Consider the following 16,811-nt stretch of genomic DNA (forward strand, 5'->3'; position numbering starts at 1 on the left):
ACAAAACAAGCGCATTTAACGGTGACTAACGATATATTAACCGCGATGCAGCGACCATCATCCAGTAGAGTGGGTCTGGAGACCGATGGCGAGGTTTGAGGGGGCATCCCATTTGACATGCCGGTTACGTGCTTTTGCGATGATTGTCGCCGCCTTATTTTCTGGCGGTTCGTCGCATGCAGAGTCGGAGTTCCGGACGCCCTGGTCAAATAAAGAACGTGCGATCGTTCTCGACGGCTATGAGCACAATTCCTTCAATCTCGCCGAAATCGTCAAAGATCCCCGGGTCGCTGCCTTTATCCACAAGGGCTCCGATGGCATGCCCGCCAACTATCACTGCACACGCATCCGGGAGGCGATGCAGCAGGAATTGTGCAAACGCATATGGCGCAACTATTCAGTCTCCCGTGAGCTTTACCAGACGCGCCGGGCGCTTGCCAAAGTACTCGGCCTGAAGTGGGGCGCCTACCACCTTGCACGGCCGGGCAATCCGATCGATCAGGCCAACCACTTCATTGACTACACGGAGCCTACCGCCGATGAACTGATTGCCATCGACATCGAGGACAATGACCCGGAGAAATTCATGTCACTCCGTGACGCGGAGATTTTCGCCGAGCACGTCAAGTTCCGGGCAGGACGATATCCGGTGCTCTACACCAATGGCATCACAGCAAAATACATTGCCGATCACCGACTGGAATTCCCAATCCTATCGCGCCTCCCGCTTTGGTATGCGCGGTATGAACCGGATATCGCGCTGCATTTCCCCAAGGGCAACTGGCGGGATTATGCGCTCTGGCAATTTACGTCGCAGAGCAACTGCAGCAAGCAGCGCTGCCCTTACCGGCCGCCCGGCACCAACCGCGACATTGACGTGAATGTAGCGGACATGACGGTAGCGGAACTCAAAAGATCATGGCCCTTCGGCGAGCTCGTCAAGGCCATACCACCTGACGATCTTCCCAAACCTGACACCAAGCCTGCGGATATTCTAGTTGCGTCCGCAGGGGGCAAATCGCCGGTCGACGCTACTTTGACGGCGTCAGTGTTGCTGCAGCCGAAGAGTGGTCTACTGCAGGTCCGGGCAATGACAGTTGGCGCGTTGTCCGACGCCTTGAGCAAATCCATTGCCCGGCAGATCGATCATATCAACAGCCATCCGGCATTTGGAATCTCGCCAGCGTGTCTGGGAAAAGCTGGCATTTCACTGGAGGCCGCCGATCACATCCGCTACCCGGCCCTGACGCCATTTCTATAGGGCGTCGCCTTTTTCACGAGCGATCGCGCGCCAACCAATATCATGCCGGTAAAAACCTCCGGGCCAATCAATCTTTGCGATCGCGGCATAAGCTGCGTCCTGCGCTTGCCTGACGGTCTTGCCGCTCGCCGTGACATTCAGCACCCGCCCACCATTGGCAACGAGTTCGCCATTCTTTTCGGCTGTTCCGGCGTGGAATATCTCAACCGCATCATTGTTTGAGGCTGCCTCAACGCCCTTGATCACACTGCCCTTCTCCGGCGATGCGGGGTAACCTCTGGCTGCCATGACGACCGTGAGCGCCGGATCGTCGTTCCACCGCACCGACATCTGGTCCAGGACACCATCGGCAGCGGCCTTGAGCAGCAGCAGGAGATCATCCTTCAGACGCAGCATCAGCACCTGCGTTTCCGGATCGCCGAAGCGCGTGTTGTATTCGATGAGCTTGGGACCATCCCTGGTGATCATCAGGCCAGCGAACAACACGCCACTGAAGGGCGAGCCGATTTCCGCCATGCCGCGCATGGTCGGCTCGATCAGTTCGCGCACGGTCCGGTCGACCATGTCCAGCGTCATCACCGGCGCGGGAGAATAGGCGCCCATGCCGCCCGTATTGGCACCGGTATCGCCGTCGCCGACGCGTTTGTGATCCTGTGCAGTGCCGAATGGCAATGCCGTCTTGCCATCGCACAGGCAGAAGAAGCTGGCCTCTTCGCCGTCGAGGTATTCTTCGACGACAACTTCGGCTCCAGCACCGCCGAATGCCCCCTCAAAGCAGGCATCGACGGCATCGAGCGCTTCTTGAATCTCGAACGCGACGACGACGCCCTTGCCAGCTGCAAGCCCGTCAGCCTTCACTACAATTGGCGCGCCCTGCTCCCGCACATAGGATTTGGCTGCTTCCGCGTTGTTGAAGCGCTGGTAGGCTCCGGTCGGAATATTGAAGCGAGCGCAAAGATCCTTGGTGAAGCCCTTCGAGCCTTCCAGCCGCGCAGCGGCCTTTGATGGACCGAAGACTGAAATACCGGCCGCACGCAGATCATCGGCAATTCCGGCAACCAGCGGCGCTTCCGGGCCAACGACGACAAAGTCGATGGATTTCTCCTTGCAGAACGCAACGATCTCCTGGTGATTTGCCGGATCAAGCGGACGGCATTCGGCAACGTTTGCAATCCCTGGGTTACCGGGAATGCAGTAGAGCTTTGCCAATACCGGCGAAGCTGCGATTTTCCATGCCAGCGCGTGTTCACGGCCACCGGCACCTATCAGCAAGACATTCATCGAGATCGCTCCGCTATTCCAGAAGATTTGCCGTGTCGGTATGGCCTTGAAGCGCAAGGGTCAAGCGCACATTCGCAAATTTGCCCTGAAAAACGGCGTATAGTGCTTGACTGGGAAGTTGGCCGCTGGCCAAGGTCAAACGATGACAACAGAAAAAGACATTATTCAGTCAACGGAAACCCGTGGCCGTGTTTTCGATGCGCCATCGGGACATTGGGTTTACCGCACCTTGCCGAACTGGCTGTGGCCATACGCGCAACTCGCGCGCTGGGACAGACCAATTGGCTGGTGGCTCTTGCTGTGGCCGTGCTGGTGGGCAACCGCACTTGCCGCGACCGCTGGCGCGAAAGTCGGGGTCCACATCTGGTCGGTGCTGCCATCGCCTTACCACCTCGTCCTTTTTCTGATCGGCGCCATCGCCATGCGCGGTGCAGGTTGCACCTATAATGATCTTGCCGACGAAGACATCGACAACAAGGTGGCGCGCACGCGTTCGCGGCCGCTTCCCTCCGGTCAGGTAACGCGCAAGCAGGCCAAGATATTTCTGGTCCTGCAGGCACTTGTCGGACTGACGGTGGTCGTCCAGTTCAATCTCTTCACCATCCTCCTTGCCATCGGATCATTGGTGATCGTCGCCATCTATCCCTTCATGAAGCGCATCACCAACTGGCCCCAGCTTGTCCTGGGTCTTGCCTTTTCCTGGGGCGCGCTGGTTGGCTGGTCGGCACATTTCGGCTCGCTCTCTTTGCCGGCTGTGCTGCTTTACGCAGGATCGATCCTGTGGGTGATCGGCTATGACACGATCTACGCCCATCAGGACAAGGAGGACGATGCGCTGGTCGGCGTGCACTCGACTGCCAGGCTGTTCGGTAGCCGCACGCGTGAAGCGCTGATGATTCTCTATGGCGGAGCACTTGCCCTGTTCCTCGGAGCATTTGCCGTTGCTGAAGTACCCATGCCAGCTGTTGCCGGGCTGCTTGCTGCGGGCGCGCACATGTATCGCCAGATCATGACGCTCGACATCGACAATCCAACCGAATGCCTGCGGTTGTTCAAATCAAATACGGTCGTCGGCTGGCTCGTCTTCCTCGGGCTGGTGTTCGGCGGATTGTGGACGGTCGTCAAACCGCTCTTCTAATTCTGCTCACCTGTCAAAGAACCGGGTGTGGTTTCCACTTGCCACGCCCACTTTCGCGTCTGGCCATTGAAGTGGTTGGCAGCCAGGCCATCTTCGTAGATGCCGCGGTCTCGTCAATGAAGATCAGCCTCTCGGGGTCGAGATCGAGCTGACCGTCGAACCAGGCTATGCGCAAGGGTGATGTCCGGCGCTTCCGCGATAAACCAGAGAATGAAGGCCTCGTGTGCGTCGAGCTTCGAACGCGACGGCTGACCCTGTTTGCGCGATTCCATCCCGCCGGTCGTGCGATAGCGGCGATAACAGGTCCGACCGTCGAAATCCCGATCCGGAAGCGACGCGCCGCCTCACGCGTCGAAACCCCATCCTCAATCGCCGCCCGCGAATGTCGGCTCTCAGGCCCCTCGTCATCTCCACCTCCTGACAAACACCAGCAGCAGTGAATCAGACAGGCCCGTCGCGTGAATCCTAAAACTCGCTACTCGGCTGAGGATCAGCGGCCGGCTGGTTCAACCGTTGCGACAACGCGCTTTATCGCCGCCGTCAGAGAAATCGTGCCGCGCCGGTGTTCGCTGTCCTCCTGGTGCATGAACAGGCCGTTGGCGATTCCCTCATACATGCCGAGAAGCGCGCTCGCCACCTCGCCGGGCACGCCTTCCTCGGCAAGCAGCGCGGCGCGGCGCTCCGGCGGGACGGGCACCGGCACCACCGGGCGGCCGAGAACTTCCGCGAAGGCCGACGCCACATCGCCGGTGCTCCAGTCTTCCGGTCCGCCCAGTTCCACGACCCGCTTCCCGGTCCATTCCTCGCACAGTATGGTTGCCGCCGTGCGCCCCACATCGATCGTGCTCACCATCGGGATTCTCTGAGAGGGTTCGAGAAAGGTTGGCAGCACGCTTTCCGACATGACAGTTTCCGCCACCTCGCCCCAGGTCTCGACAAAATAGCCCGACCGCAGGAAGGCGGTCGCCGGTGCCACCCCGTCAAGCAATGCCTCGAACCGGTTGAGGGTGGCGATGACGCCGGTGCCGGAGGTATGCTGCGCTCCGATAGACGACAGGACAACGGCCTTGGGCAGACGCGCCCGCCGTGCTGCATCGGCCAGCGCCGCGCCGAGTTCTTCCGTGCGCGCATAGGGATCACCGCTCACCGGCGGCGGATTGATCAGGAATGCTCCCGATGCGCCCTTCAGCGCATCGGCCATCGCTCGCGACGACCACCTCCGCGCCGAGAGCTGTCCATTTTTCACCCTGTTCCTTGCGACGCAGGACGACGCGCACGGCCTCGCCGCGTTCCATGAGGGCACGCGCTGCCTCGCCGCCGGCCCGTCCGTTTGCTCCAAACATAACATACATGATTTCCACTCCGCTCACTCGATAGAGGAAAGGATAGGTGCGGGATTTGCATGCGTCCAATGCATGTCGTATATAATCAGTATGCGCGAAGTGGATTTACGCAGTGTCGACCTCAACCTGCTGGTAGCGCTTGAGGCGCTGCTGGATGAGAAGAGCGTCACACGGGCCGCCCACCGGCTCGGCATGAGCCAGCCGGCCGCGAGCCGTGCCCTGGGGCGATTGCGCGCGCTGTTTTCGGACGCGCTGCTGGTCGATGGGCCGGGCGGCTACGTCCTCAGCTCCCGTGCTGAAGAGGTGCACCCCGTGCTGCGCGGGATACTGGCAGGCGTAGGAGAAATGTTGGAAGCGAACTCGTTCGATCCCGCGACGGCGACGGGTCGAATCCGGCTTCTTATGCCCGATCTCCAGGCCGCCGCGCTCACGCCGCATTTGCTTGCCCGCCTCGCCCGCGAGGCACCGTCCCTCGATCTCGATATCGTCGCGCCCGGCGCGAACAGGATCGAAGCGCTGGAGCAAGGTGTCGCCGACGTGATGGTGGCGCTGATCGACGAAGCGCCGGCCGGCATCCACCGACGCCGCCTCTATGACGAAGAACTCGTGACGCTCATGCGGGCGCATCACCCTGCGCTCACCGGAAAACTCACGCTCGATCGCTTTCTCGCGCTTGAGCATATCGTGGTGAGCGTCACCGGCGTCGGGCCTGCACCTGTCGATGAGGTGCTTGCGCGGATGGGGCGAACGCGACGGGTGAAGCTGCGCGTGCCAAACTTCTTCGCGGCGGTCGAGATAGCCGCTCGCTCCGACCTCATCATGACCCTGCCGTCAAGCCTGGCACGAGCGGCCGCCAACATGAGGCGCTTCGTATCGTTGCCGCCGCCCCTCGATCTTGGGAGCTTCACGATGAGCCTCGCCTGGCACGCGCGCCAGCAAGACGCGCCCAGGCACATATGGTTGAGACGTGCCATTGTCACGGCGGCGATGGATATGTCATCGGCGATTGACGTTGGAAGCTGAGGTCGCAAAGCGGGCTATCTGTCGCACAACTCCTCAAACCGACTCCGCGTTCATCGAAGATGCTCTAAGTGCTGGAAATCGCAAATGAGGGGATCTGCGAAGCATGAAAACTTATCGCCTCTCTTGGATTTGCTACGGTTAGCTGCGCTAACACCAAGAAAATCCTTTCTCCCCCGCAAGGGGAGATAAGGCTACTTCGCACCCTGCGCGATTATTTCCTCACCGCCGATGACCAGCCGCAGGCCAAGATCGCCCATCTTGCGGCGGGCCAGGAAGCGTGGACGGCGGCGGCGCGGTTCACGACCCTGACGGCGTTCTTTCGGTGCCGACACCGTGACGGGGCCGATGCTTTGCTCAAGCTGCCGTGCGACACCGTCTTCTTCAACCAGCATCATCGGCAATTTGAACAGCGTTGACCAGGCACGCCAATCGGCAGCGATGTCGTTGAGGTCGTGGGCAACGAGCAATGGCACCGACAGATGCGGGTCGGTATGCATGAGTTCGAGCGTGACCGTGATGTCGCCGAGGTCATCTTCCGCCGCGCGCGCCGTGACGCCAAGGAAGGCACAGGCAGGCAAGGCCAGCGACACCGGCAAATGACTTGCCGGCAGCAAGCGCTTCACCACCGCACCTCGTTCGTGCAGCGTGAAGGTAATGTCGCCACGGTCATCGCGCGTGGCATAGGTGACCGTCTGGGGTAGATGGAATGGGTCAAGCCGGAATTCCCGTCCTGCCCAAACCGGCTTCGCTCCGGTTTTCTTCATGTGACGCCTTCTGTCGATCCTGAGAGCCGGTTTTCCGGTCTTCTCTTTGTATTTCCCTGTAGAGCGGACCATTTTCTGGTCTCGTATGGGGAAACAATAGGCGCCCAATTTCCCAATCCCGCTTAACGAACTGGGTTAACTCTTTGTGATTAGATGGAATGGTTATCGAAACCCAACCGGCCCCAAGGTTTTGGTAAGGGCCATGAAAAAAGGATTGAGAACTTCAGATGACTTTTCCCGGATTCATGATGCCGGCGGGGTCGAACGATTTCTTGATCCGGCGCATCAGATCCAGCGCTACCGGCGACTTCGTTTCCGACATCTCCTTGCGCTTCAATTGACCGATGCCGTGTTCCGCCGAGATCGAGCCCTTGTAGGAGCGGACGATGTCGTGGACCCGCTTGTTGACTTCGGACCAGCGCGCAAGAAATGCTTCCTTGTCGGCCCCGACAGGTTGGGAAATATTGTAATGCAGATTGCCGTCGCCCATGTGGCCGAAGGAAACGATGCGCGCGCCGGGGATGAGCTCGAGCACCGCCGCATCGGCCTCGGCGATGAATTCGGGAATTCTTGCAACAGGTACGGAGATATCGTGCTTGATCGATCCGCCTTCCGGCCGTTGCGCATGCGACATGGCCTCGCGCATATGCCAGAATGATTTTTCCTGGGCCGTGCTGTCGGCAATCGCCGCATCCTCCACTAGACCGGTTTCATAGGCCTCCACCAGGATTGCCTCAATGGTCTCACGCGCATCTTCGGCAGACCGCGACGAGGAAATGTCGATAAGAACATACCAATTGTGCGGCGCCTCCAGCGGGTCGCGCACACCGTCCGTATGGGCAACGGAGAACTCTACGCCGATACGAGGCATCAGTTCGAAACCGGTGAGCGAAGGGCCGGCATGGCTTTGCGCGACGCTGAGGAGCTTCAATGCATCTTCCGGACTGGCGAGGCCGGCATAGGCAACGCCCTTGCCTTTCGGTAGGGGAAACAGCTTCATCACCGCGGCTGTGATCACCCCCAGTGTCCCCTCCGCTCCGACAAACAGGTCCTTCAGGTCGTAGCCGGTATTGTCCTTCTTGACATAGCGCAGATCGTTGAGGATCTCGCCCGTCGGCAAGACGACCTCGACCCCAAGACAGAGTTCACGCGTATTGCCATAGGCGAGAACCGCTGTTCCGCCCGCATTGGAGGAGAGGTTGCCGCCGATCTGGCAGGAGCCTTCCGAGCCGAGGGACAGCGGAAACAACCTGCCTGCATTCTCGGCTGCTTCCTGCAGCATCGTCAGGACGACGCCTGCTTCGACAATGGCGAGGTTGCCGGACGGATCGATGGCACGGATACGGTTCAGCCGTGACAACGACAGGATGACCTGCTGGCCGCTGTCATCGGGCATCTGACCGCCGACAAGGCCAGTATTGCCGCCCTGGGGAATGATGGCCGTACCGGTCTCTGTGGCGAGTTTGAGGATCGACGAGACTTCCTCAACCTCGGAGGGCCGCAAGACAAGCGATGTTCTGCCGCCGAATTTCTCCCGCGGCTCAATCAGGTAGGGCTCGATGTCATGGGGATCGCTAAGCGCGTTCTTCTCGCCAACAATCGCAACAAAACGTTCCACGAGGTCCGGCGTCAGGGTCATTTTATCTGTTCCAAAGCAATTGGCGGCACGCGCGGCGCGGCCGCACGGACAAGACGATCATTGATGGCTTCGCCAAGTCCATTGAAGGGAATGGGTTCAACGGCGATCACGGCACTGCCGGAACCGTCGAGGCGTTTCATGTAATCGAAGAGGTTTGCAGCGGCCTCGCGCAGATTGCCGGTCTCGCTGAGGTTGAGGCTTGCAGCCGCCCCCTCGGCGCCGCTCACGCGCTGGGGACCGAAGGCGAGCAATGCCTCCCCTGCCCGCACTTCATGCACATTGAGACGCACACCTGCCGACGGCGCGTAGTGCGAGGCCAGCATGCCGGGCGCCTCGATGGCAGAGCGCTGGTCGATACGTTTCAACGTCCCGGCGATGAGGGCTTCGATGTCCTCCGCGGCAAGTCCGCCCGGACGGAGAAGTTGAACAGCGTCACCATCAACCTTGACGATCGTCGACTCAAGGCCAACCTCCGACGGGCCGGCATCAAGGATCAGCGCGATCTTCAAACCGAGATCATCCTCGACAGCAGATGCGCTCGTTCCGCTGATCTTGCCGGACGTGTTGGCGCTCGGAGCCGCCAATGGACGGTTCAGGGCAGCGATGATCTTGCCGGCGACGCCGCGCGGCATGCGCAAAGCAATCGTATCAAGCCCAGCCGCAACCAGCGGATGGAGGCCGGTGTCCGGTCGCAAGGGCAGCACAAGTGTCAGAGGTCCTGGCCAGAACACGTCCATCAATCGCCGCGACAGCGGATCGATCAGCGCATAGCGTTCCGCCATGGCAATATCGGAGACATGGCAGATCAGCGGATTGAAATGCGGCCTGCCCTTGGCCTCGAAAATGCCAGCGACCGCGTCGCCATTCGTGGCATCGGCAGCGAGCCCGTAAACGGTTTCCGTTGGAATGGCGACGAGGTTCCCTTCGGCAAGCGCGTTGGCTGCCGTCCGGATTGCCTGCTCATCTGTGCCTATGATCCGGGCCAAGGATATCTCCGATCGTCGGCATTGCCTACACGAAGGCGACGACCTGCTGCAAGTGCCGGCTGATGAACTCAGAGAATGAGGTCATGATTAAAATTGAAACGATCCCGCATAAGGGTTGGCAATGAATCGCTGATAGGAGTGCATCAAGAAACGAACAGGGGACCAACTGCCATGCTTCTCCAGATGATTGCCGCAACCGCCATGACACTGCTTACCGTGTCCGCCTATGCTGGCGACTCGATCGCGATCATGGGGCCATCCGCCAAGCCAAACTCCGTTTCCTATGTCGGCTATGATAGTTTTGATGCGAACGGCAATCCCATCTGCACACCCTGTCAGGCCAAGCGCGCCGAAGAGGCTGCCCGCCTCAAGGCCTATGCGGAGCGGCGCGAACGGTCACGCCAGTATATGGCGCGTCTGCAAGGCAAAGAGGTGCCGGCAGGTTCCACGTCGATGATCGCTGCGAACGCCTCGCCACTCGTTCCCGCCGGCGAGCCCGTGCCCGAGAAGACCATTACGAACGTTGCCGAGACACCGCTTCGGGCTGGCATGTAACAGATAGGCGCGAAGTTTCGCCCCTATCTTCTTATTATCCAACGATTTTCGAGAAATCCGCAACGGTGTTCGTCGCAGTTCGGATACGCGAAAGAAGGGCCAGACGATTGGCGCGGATATCCGGATTCTCGTCGTTAACCAGCACTTTCTCAAAAAATGAATCAACCGGTTCACGCAAAGCACTAAGTGCGACCATGGCGCCGGAAAAGTCTTCTTTTTGAATCGCTTGTGCCGCCTGGCTCTCAGCTTGATTCACCGCGGCATGCAGGTGCCTTTCCTCGTCGAGACTGAACAGGGCCGGATCGACAGTCTCGGTCACGACCGTCCCCTTCTTCTCCTCGGCGCTCAGGATATTCGCCGCACGCTTGGTGCCGGCGAGAAGGTTCTTGCCGTCTTCCGTATTGAGGAACACCACCAGCGCTTCGACGCGGCGGGCGATCAACAGAAGGTTGTCTGCGCCCTCGGTGAGGACGGCGTCGATGAGATCATGACGTGCGCCGAGGTCGCGCAGATGCACCTTCAATCGTTCGTGGAAGAAGCCAAGAAGGTCAAGGAGAACCGGCCGGGCCCGTGCTGAGACTTGGTCACGCACGCGCTTTTCAAAACCCGAAATAGCATTGATGACATCTTCCTCACCATCCACATCGCCTGTCTGCTGTGCTGCCTGTCTTTCTTCGAACTGCTCGAGACGCTGCTCGATACTGTCTTCGCGCAACTGCGCAAAAGCTGCCTCGAACACAGGCAACAGTTCGAATTTCCGATCGCTGGAAAGCAACAGGCGAATAACGCCGAGAGCGGCACGTCGGAGAGCGAACGGATCCTTTGAACCGGTTGGCTTCTCGTCGATTGCCCAGAAGCCGACAAGCGTGTCGAGTTTGTCAGCCAGCGCGACCGCGACTGACACCGGATCGCTCGGCACGAAATCGGCAGGGCCTTGCGGCTTATAATGCTCTTCGATGGCGGCGGCTACAGACAGATGCTCCTTCTGCAGCAGCGCATATTTGCGCCCCATGCCGCCCTGCAATTCAGGGAACTCGCCGACGATTTCCGTCGTGAGGTCGGCCTTTGCCAGAACGGCCGCGCGCATGGCCAATGTAGGATCGGCGCCGATCAGCGGAGCGATGTCGCGGGCGAGCGCCCTGATGCGCGTGACCCGTTCGCCCTGCGTGCCAAGCTTGGCGTGGAACGTGACGTTCAGCGCATCGAGCCGTGCCATGCGTTGGTCGAGCGGCTTCTTCAGATCGAGGTCAAACTTGATACCGGCCGCAGCAAGCGTGTGCATGTCCGGCAGATCATGCTGGTCGGTGTGCCAGAAATACAGCGCATCGGAAAGCCGTGCGCGGACGACCTTGCCGTTGCCGTAGGCGATTTCGCGCCCGCCATCCGTTGCCTCGATGTTGGAGACCAGAATGAAATTGTTTGACAGCCGGTCAGCCTCGCCGTGCCTGCGCGTGACGAAGCATTTCTGGTTGGTCTTGATGGTCAGGCGGATGACTTCCGGCGGGATGGCGAGGAACTCTTCCTCGAATTCGCCCATCAGCACCACGGGCCACTCGACAAGGCCAGATACCTCTTCGAGAAGTCCCTCGTCCTCGACCAGTTCAAGTCCGGATGCGAAGGCAATGTTGTGCGCGTCGGAAAGGATCATTTCCTTGCGGCGATCCGCGTCGAGCACGACCTTAGCCTTTTCGAGTTTTGCCACATAGTCGTCGAACCGGCGTACCGTAATCGGCTTGCCGTCACTCAGGAAGCGATGGCCATAGGTGACATTGCCTGCACGCAAGCCATCGATCTCGAAATCGACGACGACCGGTTCTTCGGTCTCGGGGCCAAAGGTGCAGAGAATGGATTGCAGCGGACGCACCCAGCGCAGGCTGCCGGGCTTTGAGGAAGCAGCGCCCCAACGCATGGATTTCGGCCAGGGAAACTCGCGAATGATGCTGGGCAGCAGTTCGGCGATGATATCCTCGGCAGCGCGGCCGGGTTTCGTCAGATGGGCGACGTAGAAGTCACCCTTCTTCGGATCCGTATGCACATGCGCTTCGGAAATATCCGAAAGACCTGCGGAGCGCAGGAAACCGGCGATGGCCTGTTCGGGTGCATTGACGCTCGGACCCTTGCGATCCTCATGCACGTCCTTGGAACGGGCGTTGAGACCGCGTATGTCCAGCGTGAGGCGGCGCGGCGTCCAGTAGTCACCGGCGGCCTCGTAGGTCAGGCCGGCCTCGACCAGCCCGTCGGTCACGAGCTTCTTCAGATCGCCCGCGGCCTTGCGCTGCATACGTGCGGGAATTTCTTCCGAGCGGAGTTCGAGCAAAAGATCAGGCATTATACGGACTCGCTTTTGAGATTGGCACCACCCGCTTCCGTCAAGAGGAAGGCTTCGCCGCATTGCCGGGCGAGATTACGGACGCGCAAAATATAGCTTTGCCGCTCGGTCACTGAGATAACGCCGCGCGCGTCGAGCAGATTGAAGGCGTGCGATGCTTTGATGCACTGGTCATAGGCCGGGAGGACCATCTTGTGCATCGGGCGGTTATCGCCCTCCTTTGGGCTGCCTGCTTTTAGCAGCGCCTCGCACTCTGCTTCCGCATCCTCGAAATGGCGCAGCAGTGTGGTGGTGTTGGCGTGTTCGAAATTGTGGCGCGAATATTCCTGCTCCGCCTGCAGGAAGACTTCCCCATACGTGACCTTCTCGTCGCCTTCGAGCCCATTGAAATTGAGATCATAGACATTGTCGACACCTTGCACGTACATGGCAAGACGTTCCAGACCATAGGTGAGCTCGCCGGAAACCGGCGCACACTCAATGCCGCAGACCTGCTGGAAATAGGTGAACTGCGAAACTTCCATGCCGTCGCACCAGCACTCCCAGCCAAGGCCCCATGCGCCGAGCGTCGGGCTTTCCCAGTCGTCCTCGACAAATCGGATGTCATGCACAAGCGGGTCGAGGCCAATTGCCCGCAGCGAACCAAGATAGAGTTCCTGCAGATTGGCCGGCGATGGCTTCATGATCACCTGGTACTGGTAGTAATGCTGCAACCGGTTCGGGTTCTCGCCGTAACGCCCATCCTTGGGGCGGCGCGAAGGCTGTACATAGGCTGCCTTCCACAGCTTCGGCCCAAGCGAGCGCAGCGTTGTAGCCGGATGGAACGTACCAGCGCCCACTTCCATGTCATAGGGCTGCAGGATCACGCAGCCTTGCTCGGCCCAATAATTGTGGAGCGTCAGAATGAGACCCTGAAACGAACGGGTCGGCTGCATGTGATCAGGCAAGGGAGAAGTCACCGGACGGCCTTTTTGACGAGAAGGATGGAGTGCAAGCTTAAAAACGGCCAATAAATGGCTGATTTTAAGTCCTTGAATCGATGCATGATCTTATCCGAAAAGTCATGCAACTTTTCGGGACCATGCATTAAGACCTGCACTCAAGCCGGTCAAGCGCTGAAGCGCTCAGCCCTTCTTGTCGGGTGCCGGCGCGGGTGCCGGTTCCACGGGCGGCTTCGGCGCGTCGACGCCGTTCTTGGCCACACCCGCATCCTTTTCGTCAGACAGGCCGTTCTTCAGCTTGTTCTCGATCTTGACCAGTTCTTCTGGTTCAGGCTTCGCGTCGCGGGCATGCGCCCACTGGAATGTTGCCTCCAGCTTCCGTCCTGCGCGCCAATAGGCATCGCCCAGATGGTCATTGATCGTGGCATCTTCCGCGCGCAGCTTGACGGCCTGCTCCAGCTGGGCAACAGCTTCGTCGTAGCGACCAAGGCGGTAATAGGCCCAGCCAAGAGAATCGACGATATAACCATCCTGCGGGCGGGCCTCGACAGCCTTCTTGATCAGGTCAAGGCCCTGCTCAAGCTTGATGTTCATGTCGATCCAGGAATAGCCGAGATAATTCAGCACCTGCGGCTGGTTCGGATAGAGATCGAGCGCTTTGAGGAAATTCGGCTCAGCCTTGTCCCATTCTTTCAGCCGTTCATAGGCAATGCCGCGCTGATAAAAGATCGTCCAGTCGTTGCGGGTGGGCGCCTCCAGCGCTGCGACAGCCTTGTCGTACGTGTCCGCAGCCTTCCTGTAGTCCTTGTCTTGCGAATAGATGCTGCCGATCGCCAGATAGGTACGCATATCCCCCGGGTCGCTTGCAAGCAGGCCGTTGAGGTGCTGGATCGCCTCGTCATTGCGCTTGAGGATCGCCAGATTGATTGCAAGCTGCATTTCGGCATCGCGGCGATAGGCAGAACCATTGGAAATGCGGCCAAAGAAGTCGATGGCCTTTTCTGGCTGATCCAGTTTCGCACTGATATCGCCGAGCTGGTAGAGCGTTGCGTCATGATCAGGACGCAACGGCAGGGACATCTGCAGATAGAGTTTCGAGAAGGCCTCGCCACCATTGCGATTGATGGCAGTGGCAAGCGTATACAGCACCTCTGCAGCGCCCTGTTGCGGCGTCTGTATCAAAGGCTTCACGGTCTTTGCATCAGTCAGCTCTTTGCCGAACTCGACAAGGACCATGCGGCCAGAAAGCACATCTGTTGCTTCCTTGACCAAGGCTTCGGCGCCCGCCTTGTCACCCGATCGAATCTTGAAAGAGGCATAGGCTTCGACGAGGCGTTCATAAGTATCCGGAGCTGCAGCCACATTGGCCCTGTCCTCCAGCGCGCTCTGGTAAAAAACCGCCGCCTTGTCCTTCTGTCCGGCCATATCCGCGATCAGCGCGGAATTATAAGTCTTGAACAGGCTGAAGCCCTCGGGTCCCTGCAGCTTGTCAATCATGGACAAGGCCTCGTTCGGCTTGCCTGCTCCGGCCTTGGCCCAGGCGGAAATCAACCCCGTGATCATGCGATCCAGATCAGACTGGAGCGACAGCATCATCAATGTGTTGACTTTCTGGTACTGCTTTCTGTTCAGGGCATCGATGCCGAGCGCCAGACGCGAGAACCGTTCGATTTCCGGAACGGCCTTCAGCTCGTCGGCGATCGGCAGTGCCTGCTTGAATTGGCCGTCTGTGAGGAGAACCAATAGCAGGCTTTGCCGAAGCTCGGTGTTTTTCGGGTCATAGGCCAGCGCTTGCCGGTAAAAGGCGATGGCGCTGGCAAAATCATTGCCGCGCTCCGCCGTACGAGCGGACAAGAAGGCGCCGGACAGCGTGCCCGCGTTCAGGGTGGGAGGATTGCCCGTTGCTGCTGAAGCTGGAAGACTGCCAACAACAAACGCAGCAAGTGTTGCGCCCATCACAGAGCCAAGCAATTTACTGCGCTGCATATCAAAAACCATCTTCACTGTCCCAATCTGAAAATATTGCCCGAATCTCAAGGAAACCATGGCCTTTTTACGGTTTTCCCTCAAGGTCATTGAAAGTTTAGGATGCCGGCTTCACAGGCTCGCAGGCAAATCCGGGCGCGAGTGCATCAATTGACGCGGCTTATGCAGAAGTCGATCACTTCGAGAAGCGCATCCTTCTGCGGCGACTGGTCTAGCGGGGCCAATGCATCCCTGGCGATCCCGCCAAAATGCCGCGCACGCTGTATTGTATCACCAAGCGCGCCATAACGCGTCATCAAACCTTTGGCTTTTTCCAACCCCTTGTCGTCATTTGCACCGTTTTCCAGTGCATCCCTCCAGAAAAGTCGCTCTTCCGAAGTACCGCGCCGATAGGTCAGGACGACCGGAAGGGTAATCTTGCCCTCGCGGAAATCATCTCCGGTGTTCTTGCCAAGGTCTTTGGCGTTGCCGCCATAGTCAAGCGCGTCATCGACAAGCTGGAAGGCGAGCCCCAGATTGAGACCGTAGGAGCGCAGAGCCTGTCTGTCAGTTCGCGACGCCGACGCGATAATGGGCCCGACTTCAGCTGCGGCAGAGAAAAGCGCAGCGGTCTTGGCCTTGATCACGGCGAGGTATTCATCTTCGGTTGTTTCGAGATTCTTTGCAGCTGCAAGCTGCATTACCTCACCCTCCGCAATCACGGAAGCGGAGGTCGCAAGCACATCGAGGGCTTCGAGCGAACCGACGTCCACCATCATCTTGAACGCTTGGCCAAGCAGGAAATCGCCAACGAGAACGCTGGCCTGGTTGCCCCAAATCATCCGCGCAGTGCTCTTGCCGCGGCGCAGGTCACTCTCATCGACAACGTCGTCGTGCAAAAGCGTTGCCGTGTGCATGAACTCGACGCTGGTAGCGAGCTTGACATGGCCATCGCCCTTGTAACCAAACATGCGCGCCGCTGTGAGGGTGATCATCGGGCGCAAGCGTTTGCCGCCGGACGAGATCAGATGGTTGGCAACTTCCGGGATCATCTCGACGTCAGACCCGGCCTTTGACAGGATGAGCTCGTTGACACGGCCCATATCCGCTTTCGTCAGATCGATCAGCGGTTGAACGGATCCGGTGCTGGTTTTCTTATCGTCAAGACTGACAACGACGCCCAAAACGAAACTCCTACGGTTCTGGCATGATGCGGCGACACCTTATTTTGACAGGCTATAACCCGCAAGCGGCGAATTGGCGCGCAAAAATAGCACGGGTTACAAATTCGTGATAAGGCCTGAACAGATTTCCATCTATTGAAACTGTGCTTTTTGCTCCTTCCAGTACCGGTAATGACATGATCGAAATAATGCGCACCAATGACCTTGTCCTAATTTCATTTGTGGAATCTTTGCTGAAGGAAGCAGGAATCGCGCACTTCGTCGCGGATTCAAACATGAGCATTCTTGAGGGATCGCTCGGCGTACTAGCCCGTCGTGTCATGGTCGACGACAGTCGCGAAAAGGAGGCACGGCAACTGCTCAAGGATGCCGGGATCGAACAGGAGCTTCGCGACTAACCCT

14 protein-coding genes and 1 pseudogene are annotated in these 16,811 nt (G+C 59.0%); 5 read left to right on the forward strand and 10 right to left on the reverse strand.

Annotated elements, in window-relative coordinates; genetic code table 11:
- Positions 1-85: 85 nt before the first annotated feature.
- The gene (locus tag CU102_RS01165) at positions 86-1,261 is read left to right on the forward strand and encodes a glycoside hydrolase family 25 protein (RefSeq protein WP_245425103.1); all 1,176 of its coding nucleotides are present in this window, start codon (positions 86-88) and stop codon (positions 1,259-1,261) included.
- On the opposite strand, the gene purD is transcribed toward CU102_RS01165, so the two are convergent.
- On the reverse strand, positions 1,256-2,542 hold the full coding sequence (purD, locus tag CU102_RS01170; RefSeq protein WP_106709424.1) for a phosphoribosylamine--glycine ligase: 1,287 nt from the start codon (positions 2,540-2,542) through the stop codon (positions 1,256-1,258). The genes CU102_RS01165 and purD overlap by 6 nt on opposite strands.
- 142 nt (positions 2,543-2,684) lie before the next feature.
- Here purD and ubiA point away from each other — a divergent pair, with 142 nt between their 5' ends.
- On the forward strand, positions 2,685-3,680 hold the full coding sequence (gene ubiA, locus CU102_RS01175) for a 4-hydroxybenzoate octaprenyltransferase (RefSeq protein ID WP_106709126.1): 996 nt from the start codon (positions 2,685-2,687) through the stop codon (positions 3,678-3,680).
- A 13-nt stretch (positions 3,681-3,693) separates the two neighbouring features.
- On the opposite strand, the gene CU102_RS29620 is transcribed toward ubiA, so the two are convergent.
- The gene (locus CU102_RS29620) at positions 3,694-3,855 is read right to left on the reverse strand and encodes a hypothetical protein (protein WP_166648280.1); all 162 of its coding nucleotides are present in this window, start codon (positions 3,853-3,855) and stop codon (positions 3,694-3,696) included.
- Positions 3,856-4,170: 315 nt separating this feature from the next.
- Positions 4,171-5,032: pseudogene (locus CU102_RS01180) on the reverse strand (NmrA family NAD(P)-binding protein).
- An 81-nt stretch (positions 5,033-5,113) separates the two neighbouring features.
- Between CU102_RS01180 and CU102_RS01185 the strand changes: the two are divergent.
- Positions 5,114-6,046, forward strand: coding sequence for a LysR family transcriptional regulator (locus CU102_RS01185; protein ID WP_166648307.1), 933 nt, complete (start codon positions 5,114-5,116; stop codon positions 6,044-6,046).
- A gap of 191 nt (positions 6,047-6,237) precedes the next feature.
- Here CU102_RS01185 and CU102_RS01190 read toward each other — a convergent pair whose 3' ends face one another.
- The 3 genes from CU102_RS01190 to CU102_RS01200 all read right to left on the reverse strand — a co-directional run bounded on the left by CU102_RS01190 (position 6,238) and on the right by CU102_RS01200 (position 9,435).
- A complete protein-coding gene (locus tag CU102_RS01190) occupies positions 6,238-6,810 on the reverse strand; it encodes a DUF6101 family protein (protein WP_106709128.1) in 573 nt (190 codons plus the stop codon).
- 223 nt (positions 6,811-7,033) lie between these two features.
- On the reverse strand, positions 7,034-8,449 hold the full coding sequence (locus CU102_RS01195) for an FAD-binding oxidoreductase (protein ID WP_106709129.1): 1,416 nt from the start codon (positions 8,447-8,449) through the stop codon (positions 7,034-7,036).
- Positions 8,446-9,435: an L-threonylcarbamoyladenylate synthase gene (locus CU102_RS01200; protein ID WP_106709130.1), complete on the reverse strand. Its 990-nt coding sequence runs from the start codon at positions 9,433-9,435 to the stop codon at positions 8,446-8,448. Before CU102_RS01200 ends, CU102_RS01195 begins: the two co-directional genes overlap by 4 nt.
- Positions 9,436-9,606: 171 nt before the next feature.
- Between CU102_RS01200 and CU102_RS01205 the strand changes: the two genes are divergently transcribed.
- Positions 9,607-9,990, forward strand: a complete 384-nt coding sequence (locus CU102_RS01205; protein WP_106709131.1) for a hypothetical protein — start codon at positions 9,607-9,609, stop codon at positions 9,988-9,990.
- Positions 9,991-10,024: 34 nt separating this feature from the next.
- On the opposite strand, the gene glyS is transcribed toward CU102_RS01205, so the two are convergent.
- The 4 genes from glyS to CU102_RS01225 all read right to left on the reverse strand — a co-directional run bounded on the left by glyS (position 10,025) and on the right by CU102_RS01225 (position 16,409).
- Complete coding sequence (gene glyS, locus CU102_RS01210; protein WP_106709132.1) at positions 10,025-12,319, reverse strand: glycine--tRNA ligase subunit beta; 2,295 nt, start codon at positions 12,317-12,319, stop codon at positions 10,025-10,027.
- Positions 12,319-13,254, reverse strand: a complete 936-nt coding sequence (locus CU102_RS01215; protein WP_425351504.1) for a glycine--tRNA ligase subunit alpha — start codon at positions 13,252-13,254, stop codon at positions 12,319-12,321. Before CU102_RS01215 ends, glyS begins: the two co-directional genes overlap by 1 nt.
- A 189-nt stretch (positions 13,255-13,443) precedes the next feature.
- Positions 13,444-15,258, reverse strand: coding sequence for a tetratricopeptide repeat protein (locus CU102_RS01220; RefSeq protein ID WP_245425105.1), 1,815 nt, complete (start codon positions 15,256-15,258; stop codon positions 13,444-13,446).
- 134 nt (positions 15,259-15,392) lie between these two features.
- Positions 15,393-16,409 (reverse strand): polyprenyl synthetase family protein, encoded by a 1,017-nt coding sequence (locus CU102_RS01225; RefSeq protein WP_106709134.1) that lies wholly within the window; start codon positions 16,407-16,409, stop codon positions 15,393-15,395.
- 176 nt (positions 16,410-16,585) lie between these two features.
- Here CU102_RS01225 and CU102_RS01230 point away from each other — a divergent pair, with 176 nt between their 5' ends.
- On the forward strand, positions 16,586-16,807 hold the full coding sequence (locus CU102_RS01230; protein WP_106709135.1) for a putative signal transducing protein: 222 nt from the start codon (positions 16,586-16,588) through the stop codon (positions 16,805-16,807).
- The last annotated feature ends 4 nt before the right edge of the window (positions 16,808-16,811 follow it).

The sequence above is a fragment of the Phyllobacterium brassicacearum genome (assembly GCF_003010955.1).
Classification (GTDB): Bacteria; Pseudomonadota; Alphaproteobacteria; order Rhizobiales; family Rhizobiaceae; genus Phyllobacterium; species Phyllobacterium brassicacearum.